Source organism: Streptomyces cyslabdanicus (assembly GCF_052663305.1).
The window spans coordinates 62,332-79,296 of record NZ_JBQRUW010000036.1; the positions used below are offsets into that span (position 1 = coordinate 62,332).

Annotated in this window: 21 protein-coding genes and 1 pseudogene; 1 reads left to right on the forward strand and 21 read right to left on the reverse strand. The window is 71.3% G+C overall.

What is annotated here, in order from left to right; all coding sequences use genetic code 11:
• Positions 1-8: 8 nt before the first annotated feature.
• The 13 genes from ACTYVM_RS21085 to ACTYVM_RS21145 form a co-directional block, all read right to left on the reverse strand.
• Positions 9-785: an SPDY domain-containing protein gene (locus ACTYVM_RS21085; RefSeq protein ID WP_445527406.1), complete on the reverse strand. Its 777-nt coding sequence runs from the start codon at positions 783-785 to the stop codon at positions 9-11.
• Positions 786-787: 2 nt separating this feature from the next.
• Positions 788-1,300, reverse strand: a complete 513-nt coding sequence (locus tag ACTYVM_RS21090; RefSeq protein ID WP_445527407.1) for a hypothetical protein — start codon at positions 1,298-1,300, stop codon at positions 788-790.
• A gap of 73 nt (positions 1,301-1,373) precedes the next feature.
• The gene (locus tag ACTYVM_RS21095; protein WP_445527408.1) at positions 1,374-2,195 is read right to left on the reverse strand and encodes an SPDY domain-containing protein; all 822 of its coding nucleotides are present in this window, start codon (positions 2,193-2,195) and stop codon (positions 1,374-1,376) included.
• Positions 2,186-2,542, reverse strand: a complete 357-nt coding sequence (locus ACTYVM_RS21100; RefSeq protein ID WP_445527409.1) for a hypothetical protein — start codon at positions 2,540-2,542, stop codon at positions 2,186-2,188. The genes ACTYVM_RS21095 and ACTYVM_RS21100 overlap by 10 nt, the downstream gene beginning before the upstream one ends.
• A 28-nt stretch (positions 2,543-2,570) precedes the next feature.
• Positions 2,571-3,374 (reverse strand): SPDY domain-containing protein, encoded by an 804-nt coding sequence (locus ACTYVM_RS21105; RefSeq protein WP_445527410.1) that lies wholly within the window; start codon positions 3,372-3,374, stop codon positions 2,571-2,573.
• Entirely contained in the window at positions 3,371-3,754 is a 384-nt protein-coding gene (locus ACTYVM_RS21110; RefSeq protein WP_445527411.1) for a hypothetical protein, read from the reverse strand. The genes ACTYVM_RS21105 and ACTYVM_RS21110 overlap by 4 nt, the downstream gene beginning before the upstream one ends.
• A gap of 22 nt (positions 3,755-3,776) precedes the next feature.
• Positions 3,777-3,980 carry a hypothetical protein gene (locus ACTYVM_RS21115; protein WP_445527412.1) on the reverse strand — a complete coding sequence of 68 codons (204 nt, stop codon included), beginning with the start codon at positions 3,978-3,980 and terminating at the stop codon, positions 3,777-3,779.
• Positions 3,977-4,624, reverse strand: a complete 648-nt coding sequence (locus tag ACTYVM_RS21120) for a hypothetical protein (protein ID WP_445527413.1) — start codon at positions 4,622-4,624, stop codon at positions 3,977-3,979. Before ACTYVM_RS21120 ends, ACTYVM_RS21115 begins: the two co-directional genes overlap by 4 nt.
• Positions 4,621-5,379, reverse strand: a complete 759-nt coding sequence (locus ACTYVM_RS21125) for a hypothetical protein (RefSeq protein ID WP_445527414.1) — start codon at positions 5,377-5,379, stop codon at positions 4,621-4,623. Before ACTYVM_RS21125 ends, ACTYVM_RS21120 begins: the two co-directional genes overlap by 4 nt.
• A gap of 23 nt (positions 5,380-5,402) precedes the next feature.
• On the reverse strand, positions 5,403-6,098 hold the full coding sequence (locus ACTYVM_RS21130; protein ID WP_445527415.1) for a hypothetical protein: 696 nt from the start codon (positions 6,096-6,098) through the stop codon (positions 5,403-5,405).
• A 13-nt stretch (positions 6,099-6,111) separates the two neighbouring features.
• Positions 6,112-6,960 carry a relaxase/mobilization nuclease gene (locus ACTYVM_RS21135; RefSeq protein WP_445527416.1) on the reverse strand — a complete coding sequence of 283 codons (849 nt, stop codon included), beginning with the start codon at positions 6,958-6,960 and terminating at the stop codon, positions 6,112-6,114.
• Positions 6,957-7,382 carry a hypothetical protein gene (locus ACTYVM_RS21140; protein ID WP_445527417.1) on the reverse strand — a complete coding sequence of 142 codons (426 nt, stop codon included), beginning with the start codon at positions 7,380-7,382 and terminating at the stop codon, positions 6,957-6,959. Before ACTYVM_RS21140 ends, ACTYVM_RS21135 begins: the two co-directional genes overlap by 4 nt.
• A gap of 99 nt (positions 7,383-7,481) precedes the next feature.
• Positions 7,482-7,979 carry a hypothetical protein gene (locus ACTYVM_RS21145; protein WP_445527418.1) on the reverse strand — a complete coding sequence of 166 codons (498 nt, stop codon included), beginning with the start codon at positions 7,977-7,979 and terminating at the stop codon, positions 7,482-7,484.
• Positions 7,980-8,551: 572 nt separating this feature from the next.
• On the opposite strand from ACTYVM_RS21145, the gene ACTYVM_RS21150 reads away from it, so the two are divergent.
• On the forward strand, positions 8,552-9,169 hold the full coding sequence (locus ACTYVM_RS21150) for a DUF6082 family protein (protein ID WP_445527419.1): 618 nt from the start codon (positions 8,552-8,554) through the stop codon (positions 9,167-9,169).
• A 54-nt stretch (positions 9,170-9,223) separates the two neighbouring features.
• Here the strand turns inward: ACTYVM_RS21150 and ACTYVM_RS21155 are convergent, their stop codons facing one another.
• The 8 genes and pseudogenes from ACTYVM_RS21155 to ACTYVM_RS21190 form a co-directional block, all read right to left on the reverse strand.
• Positions 9,224-10,390: a hypothetical protein gene (locus ACTYVM_RS21155; protein ID WP_445527420.1), complete on the reverse strand. Its 1,167-nt coding sequence runs from the start codon at positions 10,388-10,390 to the stop codon at positions 9,224-9,226.
• Positions 10,387-10,845 carry a hypothetical protein gene (locus tag ACTYVM_RS21160; RefSeq protein ID WP_445527421.1) on the reverse strand — a complete coding sequence of 153 codons (459 nt, stop codon included), beginning with the start codon at positions 10,843-10,845 and terminating at the stop codon, positions 10,387-10,389. The genes ACTYVM_RS21155 and ACTYVM_RS21160 overlap by 4 nt, the downstream gene beginning before the upstream one ends.
• Positions 10,846-11,112: 267 nt before the next feature.
• On the reverse strand, positions 11,113-11,685 hold the full coding sequence (locus ACTYVM_RS21165; protein WP_445527457.1) for a hypothetical protein: 573 nt from the start codon (positions 11,683-11,685) through the stop codon (positions 11,113-11,115).
• Between the two features lie 98 nt (positions 11,686-11,783).
• Positions 11,784-12,854: a DUF8094 domain-containing protein gene (locus tag ACTYVM_RS21170; protein ID WP_510187049.1), complete on the reverse strand. Its 1,071-nt coding sequence runs from the start codon at positions 12,852-12,854 to the stop codon at positions 11,784-11,786.
• A 15-nt stretch (positions 12,855-12,869) separates the two neighbouring features.
• On the reverse strand, positions 12,870-13,643 hold the full coding sequence (locus ACTYVM_RS21175) for a hypothetical protein (RefSeq protein ID WP_445527423.1): 774 nt from the start codon (positions 13,641-13,643) through the stop codon (positions 12,870-12,872).
• 30 nt (positions 13,644-13,673) lie between these two features.
• A pseudogene (locus ACTYVM_RS21180) lies at positions 13,674-14,563 on the reverse strand (hypothetical protein).
• A gap of 279 nt (positions 14,564-14,842) precedes the next feature.
• Positions 14,843-15,415, reverse strand: coding sequence for a hypothetical protein (locus ACTYVM_RS21185; protein ID WP_445527424.1), 573 nt, complete (start codon positions 15,413-15,415; stop codon positions 14,843-14,845).
• Between the two features lie 14 nt (positions 15,416-15,429).
• The gene (locus tag ACTYVM_RS21190) at positions 15,430-16,944 is read right to left on the reverse strand and encodes a VirB4 family type IV secretion system protein (protein WP_445527425.1); all 1,515 of its coding nucleotides are present in this window, start codon (positions 16,942-16,944) and stop codon (positions 15,430-15,432) included.
• Positions 16,945-16,965: the final 21 nt, after the last annotated feature.

Here is a 16,965-nt window from a genome sequence, read left to right on the forward strand (position 1 = left end):
GGGGAGGGTCAGCGGCTGCGGCCGTGCCTGGGCGGCGCCTGCCGCGAGGGGGTCGGGACCGGCGGCGTGGTGGTGTGCCGGGCAGCGAGGGAGTGGACGCGGTCTTCCAGCGCGCTGGCGACGTACACGGCGAGTACGTCGGTGGTCTTGCGGGTGACGATGTCCGGGTCGAGGGGCGGCAGACTGCGCCCGCTGTCGGTGCGGTGCACCGGCTTCGGGTCGGCGAGCGCGGCGGTGAACGCGGCGACGAGGGGTGGCGGGGTGTGGGCGCCGAAGCGGGCCTGCCAGATCTTCTGGTGCAGGGCGTGGGTGACGGTGACGAACCAGGCTCCCGGATCAGCCGGTGTTCCCAGCCGCTCGACGTACGCCGTCTTGTCGGGGGAGGCGAGGCCGTTGTCGCCGTACGGCGACCAGCCGGCCTGCCGGAGCGCTCCATACGGGTCGCCCGGCGCGTCAGCGGCTGGGGCCGGATCGGTGAGGGCGTCGGTGACTGCGGCGATCAGCTCGACCGGGGTGCGGGCGCCGAAGCTCGCGTACCAGGCGGGCCGGTTCGGCTCGGCGACCTGGTGAAGGGTCCACCACTGGTCGTCGGGATCGGGCTCCAGGCGTAGGAGGGCCTTCTGGTCGGGGCTGGAGAGCAGGACGCGCGGCATCAGGGGGTCATCGCCGTAACTCCATCCGCAGGCGCGGTGGAGGGGGACGGTGATCCAGGCGGGGTCGCCGCCGCTGGCGAGGTGGCGCGGTGTGATGAAGTCGACCTCGACGGTCTCGGGAGCTGGGGACATGGTCACTTCCGTGCCGCGGTTCGCCGGGCGGGTGCGAGGGCCAGTGTGGGGATCAGGGGTGAAGGGGCCTTGCGGGCTGCGGTGTTGATTTCCCGGAGCGCTTTGCCGTGCGTGGCCCAGTCGTCGAGGTAGCTCCACGATTCGGCGTGATGTTCGGCGAGGGCGTCGTCGAAGTCGGCGGTACCGGGCTTGGCGGTGGCGGGGAGGGCGTCGCGGGTGAGCAGCCACTGCTCGTGCAGTTCGTCGAGCCGGTCAAGGGCCGTGTGCAGGACGCCCAGCTGGTAGACCCAGCGGCTCTGGACCGTGTTCTCCGGCAGTCGGGTCAGCTGTGTCTCGGCCGTGGCCAGCAGGTGACGGGCGCCGTAGCGGAGCAGCTCGAACGCCTCGGCGGTGTCGGCGTCGCGCTGGCTCTTGCGCATGCCGTAGGCGTGGTCGTCATGGGGCCAGCCGTCGAGGTCGGTGTGCTCGTCGGAGTAGGCGTCCCAGGCGTCGAGGATCTTCTGGCTGTCCCGCACGTAGTGGTCGAGGTGGCGCAGGGAGTCGCGGTGTGTGTGGTGGTCTGGGGAGATGGTGAGGGGTCCTGTCGGTTCAGCGGCGAGCGGCCGGCTGCGCGGTGCTGGCGCGGGCCGGGGGCGTCGCGGGTTTCGTCTGCTGGCGGCGGGCGGAGCGCGCCTGTGCGCGGAGCGACCTGATGCGCGCGGTGTGGGCGTCGACCACCTGCTGTGGGCGCAAGGGGCTGGGCTCCTGTACGGCGCTGTAGTGGCCGATGCGCTCGAACATGCCGCGTTGGAGCGGCCTGCGGTCGGCCAGCGCGGTGAGGAACACACTGACCAGGTGAGCGGGGGTGTTCTCGTCGAGGTAGGCGTCCCAGATGCGAGGGCCGGGAAACTCTCCGTGGCTGGGTTCGCGGGTCTCGATGTGCCAGGACGAACGGTCGTGGAATTCGCTCAACGGCCGCAGCTGGACGTGACACATGGAGTCCGGCGAGCGTGCCGTGCCGCTTGAGTCGTGGTGCCATCCTGCCGAGGTCACCGGCTGCCATGGGTCCGGCTGCTGTGGCGGCGGGACGATGAGGGCATCGGTGAAGGCGGCGAGGACTTCGGCGGGGACGTGCTCGCCGAACTCGGCGTGCCAGCCGGGCTCGGTGCCGACGGGCTCTGCCCGTAGCCGCCACCATGCCGAGGTGCGGGACTGCGGGTCGAACTGGAGCCGGTGGCGAAGGTCAGGGCTTGCCAGGATGATCTCGGCGCTCAGGGGGTCGGAGACCGTGTTCCATCCGGCGGCGGCCAGACCGTGTGTGACGTGACGGGCGTCTCCGGGGCCGGCGAGGTGGCGGGGGCTGGTGTCGTACGGGATCTGCACGGCGTGCTTGTCGGCGAAAGCGGCGAGCTGCCGTTCGCTCAGCGGCACCAGCAGCACCCCTGCTCGCTCGTCGGCGAACTTTCGTACAGATCGCGGAGATCGTCCAGCACGTAGTGGAGGGCGTGCTGTTCGGCCAGTTCCCACGCGGCCGTGCGCAGCTCGGTGATCAGCAGGTTGCCCTGCGCCGTGCGCGGCGTGTCCGGGTTCTCCTGTACGGCGCGGGCGAGGGCGCGCAGCGTGTCGGCAAACTGGACGGGCAGACCCGTGTACTCGTCGAGGAGGGGCTCGACGAGGGCGAGGGCTTGTACGGGGTCGGGGTTCTCGCGCAGGTAGTCGGTTAGGTCCGCGAGCGTTTCGGTCAGGGTACGGATGGTGTCCGGGGTGAGTGCGGGCATCTGGCTCCTCGGGGCGGGGCTGTTGCGGTCAGCGGCGGGTGCGTGCGCCGCCGGCCGGGGTGTAGGGACGGGCGCTGGTGCGCGGCCTGGTGCTGCGGGCGCTGTTGCGGGCCCAGGCGGCGGCGCGGGCGGCCGTGATGCGGGCCTGCTGCCAGGCACTGAGCTGGGAGGGCTTCACGGACACCGACCAGGTACGGATCTGCGCGCTCATCGGCACGCGTCCGCGCGGTCGCATCACGGGGTCCGGGCTGGCGAGTTCGGTGGAGAAGGCTTGCACCAGGTGCATCGGGGTGTTCGGAGTGAAGTTGGCCGTCCAGCCGTTGCCCTGCTTGTCCTGCGCTCCGGTCCACCACATCGCCGCCCCGTCGGGGCTCTGCCGGTACTGCATCCACGCGCCGCCGTCTGGACTGGTCGCCACGTAGTCCTGGCCCTCGAAACGCGTGTGCCAGTTCTGCTCCTGCAGCGGGGCCCAGACGTTGGGGGCGTGGGCGGAGCGGGGGCGTGTGAGGGCGTCGGTCAGGCCGGCGACGATCTCCACCGGCGTCTGCCGGCCCAGGCGGGCGGACCACTCGCCGTTCGCCCCGTCTGCCCTGCCGTGGATGGTCCATCCGCCGGGAAGGACGTAGGGGTCGTAGGCGATACGGACGGTGCGGTCCGGGCTCTCCATGCGCAGGGGGCCGCCCGTCTTGGACTTGTCCCGCCAGCCGGAGGCGCGCAGGAACTCCGAGACGTGCCGGACATCGCCGCCGCCGGCCAGCGCGCGGGGCTGGACGAGGTAGTGCTGCTCGGCCTGCTCGCCGGATCCCCAGCCCTGCCCCTGCTTCTTCTTCACCAGCGGCGCCGGACGACGAGCGGTGCGGGTGCCGGGGGCTTCGCCGCCGCCGTGGCGGGCTGGGCGCCGACGCGCTGCAGGGTGTCTTTGTGCTCGTCCAGGTCGAGGGTGATGTCGCCGAGTTCGTTCGAGGCACGGCCCAGAGCGAGCCACACCGCCGCGGGGAGCGCGCCGCGCTCTGCCTGCTCCTTGGCGAACACGCTGCCGGTGGCCACGAGGTGGGTGACGCCGCCGAGGACTCCGTTGTCCGGATCGAGAACGTGGGCGATGACCTGAGCGGCCTGCGGCGGGGGAAGTTGAGAGAGGTGGTCGGAGAGCTGGCCGAGCTGGCGGGTGATCTCGTCGGCGAGTCTCACCAGGTAGGGGGCGGGGTGGGACATGCTCCTCCGGGTCGGTGGACGGTCAGTGGTGGTGACGGGGGCCGACGCGCTGCGTCTCGGCGAGGTCGGCCTCCGGGTGGGCGGCGGTCAGTGGGGAGGCGCGGTCAGGGCCGGTCGGGATACAGGCGCGCAGATAGTGGCGGAAGAGGGCCGTGGCGAGTCGGGGATTGAGCCGGTTGCTGATCGGTGGGGGAGTGCGGGTTGCTACGGGTTTCTCCGGGTTCAACGGCGGCGGGATACCGAGGGCTGGGCGCGGCTCGGCGGCGGCGTGGTGCCCGGCCGTTGCGTTGGGCGTGCGGCGTGGTTGCGTGCGCGGAGGATGGCGCGGGCGGCCTCGCTCAGGGATCTCGCTGTGTCCCCGAGCCGTGCGATCGGCTCGGGTTCCTCGTCGGGCGCGGCCCCTTGGAGGTCACCGGTGGCGATCCAGGCGCGGACGATCACTTCCCTGGTGAGAGGCAGCAGCCCGTGGACGGGGGCAGCGACCTCGGTCAGTACGTCGGCCACTTCACTGGTGGTCTCGGCGGCAGCGACCCGTTCGGCGAGGCCAGCCAGGTAGCGCAGGGCCGCCTCGCGTTCGCCGTCCGGTGTGACGAGCATGTTCAGGGCGGGGTCGAGGTGGACGCTGTGGCCGGCGGCCAGCAGGGCGTGCGAGGCGGTGGTCGCCTTGAGACGCTGCTGCGCGACGGGGAGGCCGTGCGGAAGCCGGTGGTAGTCCCCGCGAGGCCCGGCGGCGCAGAGGAAGCCACCGGTCCGCTGGAGGATGTCCGCGGCCTTGTCGGTGCCGCCGATGGCGACGACCAGGCCGGTGCGGGGGTCCTTGGTGATGGTGACGTATTCCAGCACCCAGAAGTCGGGCTCCGCCTGCTTCATCGAGTCCTGGTGGCCGGCGTACGGGGGCCGGCCGGTACCGGCGGCATGGACGCGGGGGCGGAGGTGGGCACGGTCCGGGCTGCGGGATGCTGCAGTGCGATGCCGATGCCGAGCGCGTCGAGTTGCGGGCCGATCTCGCGCAGAGCGCGGGCCTGCGCCCGGGTGTCGTCTCCTTCCAAGCGGTAGATGCCGCTCTGCGGGTCCTGGACGAAGCCGTGGGCCGCGAGGACGGCGCCGGCGCGGTTGTCGGCGGGGGCGGTGGCGATGCTGCCGTCCGGCTGCCAGGTCAGGACGACCCGGTCCGGCTGAGAGGGCTGGATGCCGCCCAGGGCGTTGTGACGGACCTGGGCGAGCGCGCTGTCGTAGCGGGCGAGCAGGTCGCCGGCGATCTGCTCGGCGCTCAGGAACGGGTCGTCGGCCAGGGCGATGCCGTTGGGCTCGGGGAGGGCACGGTATGCCTCGTCGGGCAGGGCATGCGGGGCGACGGCGGCGATGAGGAAGCCGTCGCGCTCGTCGTGCCGGTCCAGAAGGACGAGCTGCGCGCCGTCCGGGCGGCTCAGGACGGCGGCCTGCTTCAGCGGGTGCTCGGCGAGCGAGGCGGCGACCAGGTCCAGGTCCCAGATGTGGTCGGCGAGTTCGGCGAGATCGTCTTTGGCGTCCGGCTGCAGGTGGGAGCTGGTCCAGGTGCCGGGGAGTTCGCCGGCGAGGACGTCGGCGTACGAGGCAAGGCGCTCGGAGGTGTCGTGGTCGTGCATGGTGTCCTTGGGGGAAGTGGGGGTCAGCGGCGCAGTCCGGCGGCCATCGGGGGCGGTGGGGCCGGGAACGTGCGCGGCGGGGGCGGGCAGGCGCACACGGCGGAGCGCTCTTGTTCGGTTGACGGGACTTCCTCGGTGCAGGTGCTGCGGCCGGGGTGCGGGGCGTGCCGGTCGGCGAGCTTGTTGCGGAGGTAGGAGAGGTCGCCGTGGATGACGCGGAGATGCTCGTCAGCGATATGGCGGAGCCGCTGGGCGATGTACTTGTCGGACGGGCCACCAAGCTCGTCATGCAAGCCGACGGTGGCGGTGAGGACTTCGTCCAGCGCGGCGAGGATGCCGTCGTGGGCGGCGGTCAGCTCCGTGAGCGCGTCGGCGGCCTTGTCCGTGGTGGTGGCCCCGCGGACCCGCTCGGCGAGGTGGGCGACAGAAGCGCCGAGCGGCAGGTAACCGGCCGGGCGGGCGTCGGTGTCGAAGTCTGCGTCGCAGTCGACGTTATATCCGGCGGCTCGGAGGCGGGCGACGGCGTCGGTGGCGAGACGGGACTCGTCATCCGCGGCCAGGCCGGTGGGGGCGCGGTGGTAGGTCTCGTGGACGCGGACGACGGCGACGAGACCGGCGCGCTGCAGGACGCTGTGCGCCTCGGAGTCGCCGCCGCGGGCGAGGAGTTCGCCGGAGTGCGGGTCGCGGCGGATGTCCAGGAAGCGGTCGGTACGGGGCAAGGAGACGTTTCTCCTACGGCGATCGGTGGGCGGTGTGCCGGACGGCCGCCGGGACGGCGGCGGCAGAGGGCTGGACGAGGTGGGCTGCGGCGGTGTCCAGGTCCTGCTGGATGGCGTGGAGGCGGCGGGCGATCAGATCCAGGCGGTGCGCCGTATCGGTGCCGGCGGCTCCCGGCTGGCAGGCGATCCGGTGCGCGGTGTGCTCGACAAGTCCGCGGACCGCGGCCAGCGGGCCAGCCTGCTCGTCGGCGAGCTGCGTGAGGACGCTCGCGAGCTGGGCCACTGCTGTGGGCATTGTGCGGATGGCGGGTCGCGGAGTGGCTCCGGTGCGTTCGGCGATCAGGTGGAGGTCCTGCTCGATGCGACGCGCCTCGTCCGAGAGATGTCGCAGGATGTCCGCGGGCGGGGTGCGCCATGTTCCGTCAATGTGGATCAGGTTGGCGATCAGATCCAGGCGTCCGGGCTGGGCCCGGACGGCGATCCACCGCCAACCGTGCTCCGCGGCGCCGGGTATCTCGATACCGGCGGCCCGGGCGAGCCGGTGGGCGGTTTCAGCCCACTCGGGGCCGGTGAGCTCCCGGTCGTTCGGGTGGAGCCGGATGTCGAGGTGGAGGATCGCCCGCCGGTCATCGTCCGGGCCGGCAGCGAACGGGTGCTCCAGATAGGGGCCTTCGAGGTGCTCGGCCCACTGGACGGACGTCCAGGTCTTCCGCTCGTCGTCCAGGGTGAAGCAATCCAGGCCCGGCCAGTGGGCGACGACCGTGTACTCCGTCAGGCCCTCGTTCGGTGAGACCGGCCGCCCCAGTGCCTCGGCGAGCGGGTCGTGCGGCCGGTGGGTCCGCTCGTGCAGGCGGGGGATCACCGGCCGCTCCGGATGTCGGCGATGTGCACCAACTGATTGAGGACGGTGGTGGTGTACCAGCCGCAGTCGATCAGCTCGTCGCGGCCGGCGAACCGCGCAAGGAGGGCATCCTCCATGGCCCGAAGATGGATCAGGCAGTCCGGGCAGCGGCGCGAGAGATGCACGAGGTAGCGGGGGTGGCCGGTGACGTAGGACTGGGCGCCGCCGGTCGCGTCCCGCAGCCGCCAGCCGTCCTCGTCGGTCGGGGTGTGCCAGGACGGCGCCACGACGCGCATCGCGTCCCCCCACAGTTCCCCGCCGGCCACCCCCTTGAGGACGACGACGGTGTCACCGGCCTGGAAGTGGGCGTGGGTGATGTCCCGGTCGGGAGTGAGCGGGTCGGGCGTCGGCGCGAAGGCCGACGTGGGCGGGGGCTGGGACATGGGTTCCTTCCACGCAATCGCTGGCGGGGTGGGAGGAACAATGGTCCAGAGGAACGCCGGTTTGGCTAACCGGCGTTTCCCGGCTATGTTCCCCAGCCGTCAGCGGAACGGGTTCTCCGTACCGCGGTCCGCCTCGGTGGCTGCGTCGAGGAGTTCGAGCAGGTCAGCGCCTTCGGCGTCCCTCTGGTCGATCCACCAACCGGCGCGTGTGACCGTGCGGGCCTTCTCCTCCAGCTCCGCCCAGTCCGGCTCATCCCAACTCCCTTCGACGACGAGCGCGGTGTGCGCGGCCGTCATCAGCTGGTGGCGGGATCGCTCACCCCAGTCCAGGGCCTTCTCCGGGCCTTCCAGCTGCGGCATGTCGAACTGCTTGGCCCACACGACGGCTGCCTCCTGCTCCTCGGCGCGCTTCGCCGCGAGCCACTCCTCCTTGGACGTGGAGTCGGCGTCGCGCGCCTCCTTCCAGCAGTCGGTGCAGTCCTTGGCTGCGAGCCAGTGGGCGAAGCCTGCCCGCTTGTCGGCAGGGCGATTGGACAGGTCATGAACCACATGGTGGGAGCAGGCATGCTCCACGGTCCACTGCGTACGCACAGCCATAAATGGGTCTCCTCAAAAAGGGTGGGAAAGTGATGGGATTGCGCCCTGACCAGGGCGTCTTGTGCCGGCCTCGGAGTAGGGGCTATCGGCCGCACGGCAGCTGCCCGGCGGGGCGGAGCCATCGGCGTGCGGCATGTGGGAGAGCGTCCGTGGTCACGTCGGCCCAGGCGATCACGACGGTCAGGAGCACACCGGGCACGGCAACCACGACGATGGCGGCGAAGGGCCCTGGCAGAGTTACCAGCGGGAGCATCCGGCGATGATCAGCTGGCCGGTGGTGGGTTCGGTCGAGGCGCGGCGCCCATAGTGGAGGCCCCTAGGGAGTGTCCAGTCGATCATGTAACTGCTCCTTGCGCGGGTCACTGATGAGGGCGTGGGTCGGCGGCCTCTGTCCGTCCGCGGCGGGCATCCTGGCGTGTGGAGAAGCCGTCGGGCGGTGGTCGTTTGGATTCAGCGCCCCCTTGTCGGGTGTTAGCACCAGCTTCATCCTGGTCAGCGAATCGACGTTCGGGCTTCTAGGGGGGCATGTGACAACCGGAAGAGACGGGGCACAACGCACGCGGATAGTACGGATGGCCCTGGCGTACGGCTTGCTCGGACTCGGACTGCTGGGTCTGATCACCTCCACACCGTTCGTGTTGGCCGCCGTGGCTCCCTCGAACACCGACTGGGGCAAGCTCAGTGACATCAGCCAGGCGTACGGGGCCGTGTCCGTCGTGCTCTCGGCCATTGCTCTGGCTGGCGTCGCCGTCTCGCTGCTCTACCAAGTACGTCAGACTCGCACCAGCAACGAGCAGGCCATCAGGGACAGCCATCTCCAGCTTGCGACACTCGCGCTGAGCGACCCGGATCTACTTCAGGCATGGTCACCGCCCGTTGCGCCGGTCACCTTGAAGCGGCATCAGCAGCATCTGATTACGTCGCTCGCCCTCGGCGAGTTGCTGCAGCGTTTCCGCAGCGGCCACCTATCCGTCGAAAAACTCGCCGTAAAGCTCGACGGGCACTTCCGCGGCGAGATCGCACGCGAACAGTGGGAACGTGAAGGGCCTGGTTGGCGCAGCACCATGGAGGCTGGTGATCGCCGCGACCGCGCGTTCGTTCACCTGGTGGATGAGCGCTACCAGGCTGCCGTAGCCGCAGGGCCAGCGCGTGCTGTCGTGGAGTTTCAAGATCGACCGGACAGGCCTTAGGAGGCTGCCGCCGGAGAGGCGGCAGGTGAGGAACAACTGGGGCATTCCCGGTGCTCAGCGGTGGCGGGCGGTCGTGCTGGCGCGCGGCGGCGTGGTGTCCACGGCCGGGCGCGGGCGGGCGCGCAGCACGGGGGTGCGGTGCGGGGGCAGGACGGCGACAGTCGCGCCGAGGTCCTCGGCCGCTTCTTCGACTTCGCGGGTGAGGAACTCGAGTTGCCGGCCCAGCGCTGAGAGGCGGGCGGCGATCTGACGGCCCTGCACGGTCTCCAGTGCGCTGGCGAACTGGCCGCTCGTTTCGAGGAGTTCCTGGAGACGGACCATCGGCCCCGCCTCACGGCCGCGCTGGACGGCGCCGAGGAGAGCTTCTGCGGCGTCTCCTGCGGTCTGGCCTTCGACGATGTCGCGGATGAGTTCCAGCAGGGACACCTCCGGGGCCGGCGCGGGGCGGTTGAACCGGGAGACGTCCGCGCGCAGCACGCCGGGCGGGACCGGGGCGGGCAGTACCTTGCCTGCCTCGTATTCGTGGGCGTAGTGCCCGATCACCTGCCAGCCCGGTGCGTCCGGGTCGCCTCGTAGCGCGACCACCGTCGAGTCGTCGTCCTGGATCAGGTGGGCGAGGGTGATCGGCTGCCCGTCGGCGGCGTACCACGACTCGGTCAGCTCCAGCTCGCCTCGCTGCTGCGCGGCCTGGGCCATCTCGGTCCACATCAGTTGTTCCTCGTCGGTCAGCGGGGCCTTGTGGTGCTGGCCATCGCGCTGGTCGGCGAGGTTGCTGGCGATGGAGCTGTGGTCCGCCCAGGCGGCCAGGTGCGGCCACAGGGCCGCGTGCTGAGCGCGTTCGGCCGGAGAGCCGGGGGTGGCCGGCCGGTCGAGGGTCCGGTGGATCTCGGCGGCGGAGGCGGCCAGGCCGTCCAGTACGGCCAGGTGCCGGGCGGGTGGCAGCTCGTCGAGCACGAGGCGGGCGGCATCGAGGGGAGCCTCGGCGTGTGGGGCGAGGTGGGTGGTGTACGCCTCCACCGCCGCGGTGTCGCGGTGGGCTCGTGCGGCTGCCGCGGCGCCCGCGTGGACGGTGCGGCCGTAGCGGTCGCGTGTCAGGTCGAGCGCGGTTTCGGTCTCGCGGTCGATGACCGCCATCCGCAGCCGGAAGTCGCGTGCCCTGTTGGAGAGCTCGGGCGCTGTCGGCAGAGGGCCGTCGGGGGACTGACTGCGTGGGAACGTCATCGGGACCGCCTGACGGCCGCGGCCGTCAGGCGGACGGTCGGTGCGTAGGTGGGCTTCGGCGGGATCGGCCGGGCCGACGGCGGGGAGGTGGTGGGCGGTGTGGAGCGCTGCGTCGTTCGGCTGGCGGCGGTCTGGGCGAGACGGCTGCGGCGCTCCTGGAGTCCGTTGGGCCGGACGGGGCGTGGTGGGCTGGCGGAGAGGGACGGGTCGAGGCGGATGTCGGCCTGAACGGTGTAGCCCTGGCGCCGAAGATCGTGGACGGCCTGGCGGGTGCGGCGAGGGCCGTCGCGCTCGGGCTCGATGAGCCGGAACAGCCCTGGTTCTCCGGGGACGGGCTCGAACTGCTCGCGCTCCAGGTACCAGTGGGCGAGGTTCGCTGGCATGGAGGCGGTGAAGGAGGCGACGAAGCCGTGCGTGTCGTGGTCGCCGAAGGCGAAGTGGGTGCCGGGTTGCAAGGGGGCGGGATTCTCCTCGCGTGGTCGGGGTGGAACTGTCAGTGGCTGCGGTGCACGGGCCGGGCCGCGGTGAGGGGGCCGGCAGACGGTCGGGCGAAGCACCGTCGAGGGCGATCACGGCCTCCCACGGCACCGACTGCCGGGTGAGGCTGGCCTGCATGGCGGTCAGGTAGTCCAGCCGGTCTTCGCGCAGGCGGCTGGCGATGACGACGGTGATCAGGGGCGTGGCGTGCGGGAGCAGGAAAGGCTTCGGGAAGACGAGGGGAACTAGCGGCGGGCGGCGGGGCGTGGGGTGTCGGCTTTCGCCGGGACTGTGGCAGGAGCGCTCTGGGGCTGCGTGCCGCGCGATGCCCGGATGGTTGGCGCGGTGTGGAGGGAGGACCAGGCCGCCGGGTGGTCGTTGAAAACGGTGCGCGGGTCGGTGGCCCAGTCCACGACCGGGCCGATGTCCTCGTGCAGGAGGCTGATCACCTCGACGCCTTCCTTGTGCAGAACGTAGCCCCACTGCATGTCCTGCTCGTCGGCGGTCGTGTCGGTGACCGACATGCGTACCGGCGGCGAGCCGTCCGGGGTGATCAGGTGGTCGAGGGTTCGGCTGGGCCAGTGCTCGCCGCCGCTCAGCGCGGTCACGAGTGCGGGCGGGGCATCGTCGAGGAGATCGGTGCCGAGTTCGTCCCAGCCGACGGCGACATCGTCGATGAGGTGCCGGCACATGGCCTCGACGTTGCGCCCGAACTTGTACTGGTAGGCGGCCAGGAGCAGGGGGAGGTGGTGGCTGGGTACGCCGTCGAGCTGGACGTGGATGCCGCTGTACCCCGTGCCGGTGGTGGGGCGGGCGATGAAGGAACGTGTGGACAGGGATTTCTCCGGATCGAGCAAGGGATCGGGGAGGTTGGGCGGCCATCAAGGTGGCGCGCGGCGTGTCAGGGGTGGTGCGTCTACGCGCGGTCCGACCAGGACGGCACGGGCGGGCCGGAGGCGTCGGTGCGGGCGCAGGTGTAGCCGATCAGGCGGGAGGGTTCGGCCTTTGCGGGGACGGTGGCGGCGTCGTTGCACACGAACGTGTAGGTGATGGAGGTGCGGGGCACGTCGTGGAGCCAGGCCCGGTCGTCCTTGCCGGGGTTGATCTGCAGGCCGGAGTGCGCGACAGCGTCGGTCTGGGTGTGCGTGTGGGAGAAGAGGATCAGCGCGCCGCCGTCGGTGGTCTTGAGGGCGTAGGCGTCCGTGTAGCGGTTGGCGGCGCCGACGAAGACAGTGGTGCCCTGGGTGCCGTAGCGGGCGCCGGTCTTGTCGTGGACCTCGATCTGCCGCTTGCTCGCCTTGGTCGGGGCGAAGACCTTCGTCCCGGTGTTCGTGCCTCCGGTGGCGAAGTTGTCGAGGACCGCGGCGCGCAGCAGGTCGGCGTCGGCCGCGAGGTGCTTGTTGCCATCGGCGGCGACGGCCGTCGCGTACCCGTCGCGGTCGAGGGCGATGTCCGGCAGCTTCGGGCTGTCGAGGTCGACGACGGAGACCATCTCCCACCTCTTGTGCTGGGAGCGTTCGGCGAACACGCCCAGACGCGAGGGTGCCTTGCCCTTCTGACCGGAGAGCGCGGCGGCGAACCAGCGGTCCTGCCCGGCTCCCAGGCGCGGGATGTACAGCGTGGCGTTCGCGGAGTCGTAGGACCACGGCTTGTACGGCTTGCGGTCTCCCGCGGGGAGCCCCTCTATCTCGGTGTAGTCCGAGACGGACATCGCGTACAGCGGGCCGTCCTCGATCGTGTCGAGCAGGCGCCGGTCGCGGTCGGTGTTGGCTTCGTTGTTGATCTTCGAATAGCGGGTGATGACGTCGCGGGCCTGGGCAGCGCTGAGAGCGGGCGCGGGCTTCGGGATGGTGCTGGCGCTGGGCGTGTGTCGGGCCTGGACGGGGCCGTCTTCGCTTGCGTAGCCGGTGAGGGGCAGAGCGAGGCAGGCGGCGCCGACGAACAGCGGCAGGGCGGGGCGGGCGATGCGGATGGAGGCTCCAAGGATTCGTGGAAGGGGGGATCAGCGGGTGCGGCTGGTCGAAGGTGCGGTCTTCGGTGACGTCGGCGGAAGGGCGGCGTTGATGGTGGGCGCCGAGTGGCGGAGGTTCACGCCGATGCCCTTGGCCGTGAGCTGCTGGACCACGCCGTGGACGACAAGCGCGCGACGGGTGTTCCCGTAGGCGGTGGGCAGGAGGAACGCTGCTTGATGCGGGTGGTACTGGAAGCCATGGGCGTACAGCGTCATGCGGGCTTCCACCGGCACGCTCTCGTATGGCGCGCCGAGGGCTCCGTCGCCGTACAGGGTCAGGGTGAGGACCTGGTCGACCTGTGGCGGTGCCGGCCGGTGGGGAGGCTCGGGCTGGTGTACCGCGTTGTCGAGCACGGTGTGCAGGGCTTGTTCGTAGCGGGGCAGCACCCGCCGGGTGACTTCTGCTGCGGCCCGTGCGGGGTCCTTGGGAACGGTGATGCCGTTGGGTTCCGCGACTCCGGCGAAGTGGTGGGGCTTGATGTGCGTGCTGGCGGGGGTGAGCGGGGCGACGACGAATTGGTGCGGGTAGCGGGGCCGGTCGGCCACGTACAGCTGCTGGTCGGCCGGGCCGTGGAGTACGGCGTCGTGGGTGAGGACGTACTGGCTGACGATGTAGTCGACGTGGCCGTTGTCCCAGAGCTTCACGGTGCGGGGGAGCTGGTCCGCGTACTGCGCGTAGCGCTGGTACTCGCTGGTCCAGGTGCCGGGCAGGCGTGCGGCGAGGCCGACGGCGAAGGCGGACAGGTCGGTGCGGGGTGAGGCCATGTGTTCCTGGAGGGAGGTGGTGGTCCGGCGTCAGCGCGTGTGCCGCGGCTGTGCCGGCGGGAGGACGAGCGGGGGAGGGGACGGCGGTCGGGCCGGAGCGGACGGGGGCCGCGGCGCGGGCACGAGCGGGGTCAGCGCCCGCATCCGGTCCTCGGCCACGTGCAGGACTTCTCCGAGGCTGCGGATCTCGGCGGCGGCGTCGGCGAGGTCGTAGGACAGGTCGAAGCCGTCGTCCTCCTCAGCTTCCTTGGCAGCTGCGCCAGCAGGCCGTCGGTGGGTTCCAGGATCTGGTGCAGCAGGGCGGCGGCATCCGCGTGCGACTCGGCTCCGTTGAGCCGGTCGGTCAGATCGCGCAGCGCGTCGCCGTAGACGGGGGCGTGGTCTGCGGTGTCGCAGACGACAGGGGCCTCGGGCGCCTGGAGCGTCGGCGTAGCCGGGAGCGGGTGCGGGGTTGCGGAGGGCGAGACGGGATGTGGCAGCAGTCCGAGCTGGCCGAGGCGATGGTCGATCGCCTCGATCAGGGGCTGGGCGCTGCCGCCGTGGCGGGCCTCGGGCCGCTGAGCGGCACCGGGGGTGTCGGAGGGAGCCGAGTCGTAGAGGACCTCGAACAGCGACTGGTCGTCGGGGTGCTCACGGGTCGCGATCCAGCCCTCCGGGTTTCCCGGCGGGCGCTCGGAGGACGGCTCCTGCGGCGGACTGATGATCAGGTAACTGTCGTCAGGGAGAGCCACGCGCACGATGTAGGCGCTGAGGCCGAACTCGATGTCGCACTCCAGCCCGCGCTCTCGCAGCGGCGTGGTGATGTGCGCGTGGCGACGCCACAGCTCCTGCCACCACGGCATGTTCACGTCGCGGTGGTCGGGAAGCGGCGCGATCGGAGCCACGCGGGCGTCCGTGGCGTTCGCCTCGTCAGCGGCCACGGCTTCTCCTGTGGGACGCCGGTCGGTGTGCCGGAGGCGTTCGGCGAGCGAGGTTGGCTTCCGGCTTCGGAACTGGGCTGAAGTCGAGTTCGTACTCGTCGTAGGCGGCGATCAGGTCGTGTTCCAGCTGGGCTTCACGGTCGGCGACTTGCGCCATGAGGTCGTCGTGCTCGGCCTGGCACTGCTGGTATTCGGCCCAGTCGGCGTCGCTGAAATGAGCGGGGCGGTTCAGAGCATTCCTTGGGGATGTGGGTGGATCGGGCTTCGGGGCAGGCGCGGTCAGCGGTGGCGACCGCCCGGCCTGGGTGACGGAGGTGCCGGCTGGCCTTTCTGACGGGTGAGCGTCACGAGGAAGCGTTGGAAGCCGAGGTGGTCGTCGAGTTCCTTGGCCGCGTCACGAAGGGATTCCGAGGTGCGCCGCAGGAAGGCGCGGGCTGAGGCGTGGTCGATGACCATGCGGTTCGCGAGGTAGCGCCGGTCGGTCGGGTTGGCAGATCGGGGCAGGGCCAGGGCACACTCCGCAGCCTCGGTGAAGTGCGGTGCTGCGTGGCTGGACATGGTCGCCGCCGTGCCGAGATGCTTCAGAACGGTGCTGCCGGCGCGGGTGGTGTGGTGTGGGCTCCGGGCGAAGTCAGCAGTCAGGTGGAGGACGTCGCGGGAGAGGTCCTGTGCGTCGGTGGCGTGCTGGAGCAGCGCGGTGTAGGAGGGCGTGGCCGGTACGTGTCCGTTCTCGTCGAGCAGCTCCCACTGCTGGGCGGCGTCGTGCAGTTTGTCCTTCATCGCGTTCAGCGTGCCGATAAGGTGGAGGGCGTCGTCGCGCGGTATCAGGTCGCGTTGGAAGTCGGGTTTCACGGGCCTCTTGGTCCTCAGTGCATACGGGCGTCGGTGTCGAAGAGCGCCAGCTCGTGGCTGTGCAGGAGGTGCTGCACGATGAAAGATCGTCCGGCGACTTTCCACAGGCCGCGCCCTCGGTTGAGGTGTGCGATGGCGTCCATCTCGACGGAGGTCAGGCCGAGCAGGGAGGCCGCAGCGTGGAGCTGGTCGGTCTCCTGGCGGTAGATGATCCGGGTGCTGCAGTCGGCGAGAAGTCCTTCGGCCAGGGCGCGGCCCTGTGATCCGGCATCGCCGGCGGTGAGCAGATCGCTGAGCCGATGGATCACTATCAGGTTGGCGATGCCGAGACCGCGGGAGAGCTTCCACTGGGCCTGCATCCGCTGGAGCAGGCCGACGTGCCGCATCAGGCGCCACGCCTCGTCGTAGACGATCCAACGTCGCCCGCCGCCGGGGTCGGAGAGGGCGGATTCCATCCAGGCGCTCGCGCAGGTCATGGCGAGGACGAGGGCGGTGTCGTCCCCGCTGCCGCCGAGGCGGGACAGGTCGATGGTGAGCATCGGCGCGTTCGGGTCGAAGCTCACGGTGGAGGGGGCGTCGAACATGCCGGCCAGGTCGCCGTGGACCAGGCGCCGCATGGCGTGGGCCAGGTCGCGGGCGGCGTCGCCGAGTTGGCCCGACATCATCCCGGCGGCCTCGTCGAGCGCGCTTGGGTTGTTGAGGCTGGTGGCGACGTCGCCGAGGAGCGGGGTACGGCCGGTGGCAGCGGCGCGGGTCACGACGGCGTCCAGGGCGACGTCCAGGGCGGTGTGCTCCATGGGCATCAGGTCCCGGCCCAGGACGGTGCGGGCGAGGGAGCCGAGCAGGAGCAGGCGTCGTTTGCGGATCTCGCCGACCCAGTCGGCCTCCGCCACGCTTCGCGGGCGCGGGGCCGCGTCCAGGGGGTTCAGGCGACCTGGCAGCCCGGGACCGAGGGCGACGGACCGGCCGCCGAGGGCGTTCGCCACCGGTGTCCACTCGCCCTTCGGGTCGCAGGGCACGTAGACGCGGTATCCGAAGGCCACCGAGCGCAGGGCGAAGCTCTTGGCGAGGGCGCTTTTGCCTTGGCCGATCACGCCGGCGAGCAGGAGGTTCGGGTTGGTGAACCCCTCGACCTTGCCGTACAGCGCGAACGGGTCGAAGACGAAGGAGGCTTCGGCGTGGACGTCGCGGCCGATGTAGATGCCCTCGGCGCCGAGTCCGCCTTCGGCGAGGAAGGGATAGGCGCCGGCCGCGACCGCGGTGGTCATGCGGTGGGCGGGCAGCTTCAGCCGGTTCCCGCGAGCGGAGGCGGGCCCGGGGCGTCCGCTCGGCGGGTGGAGCGGGGCGGGCGTCTGGTACTCGGCGGGTGTGCTGTCGCTCTGGTGGGCGCTGGCTTCGGCGCGGGCTTTGGCGGTGGCCTCGGCGAGCTGGCGGCGGGCGGCCTTGCGGCTGGCGCGGTCGGTGCCGTGCGGGGTGAACAGCGGACTGGCGGACGCGCGGCGGGCGCGACGGGCGGGCCGGTGGCTCATCGGGGGCCCTCGATTCTGCGG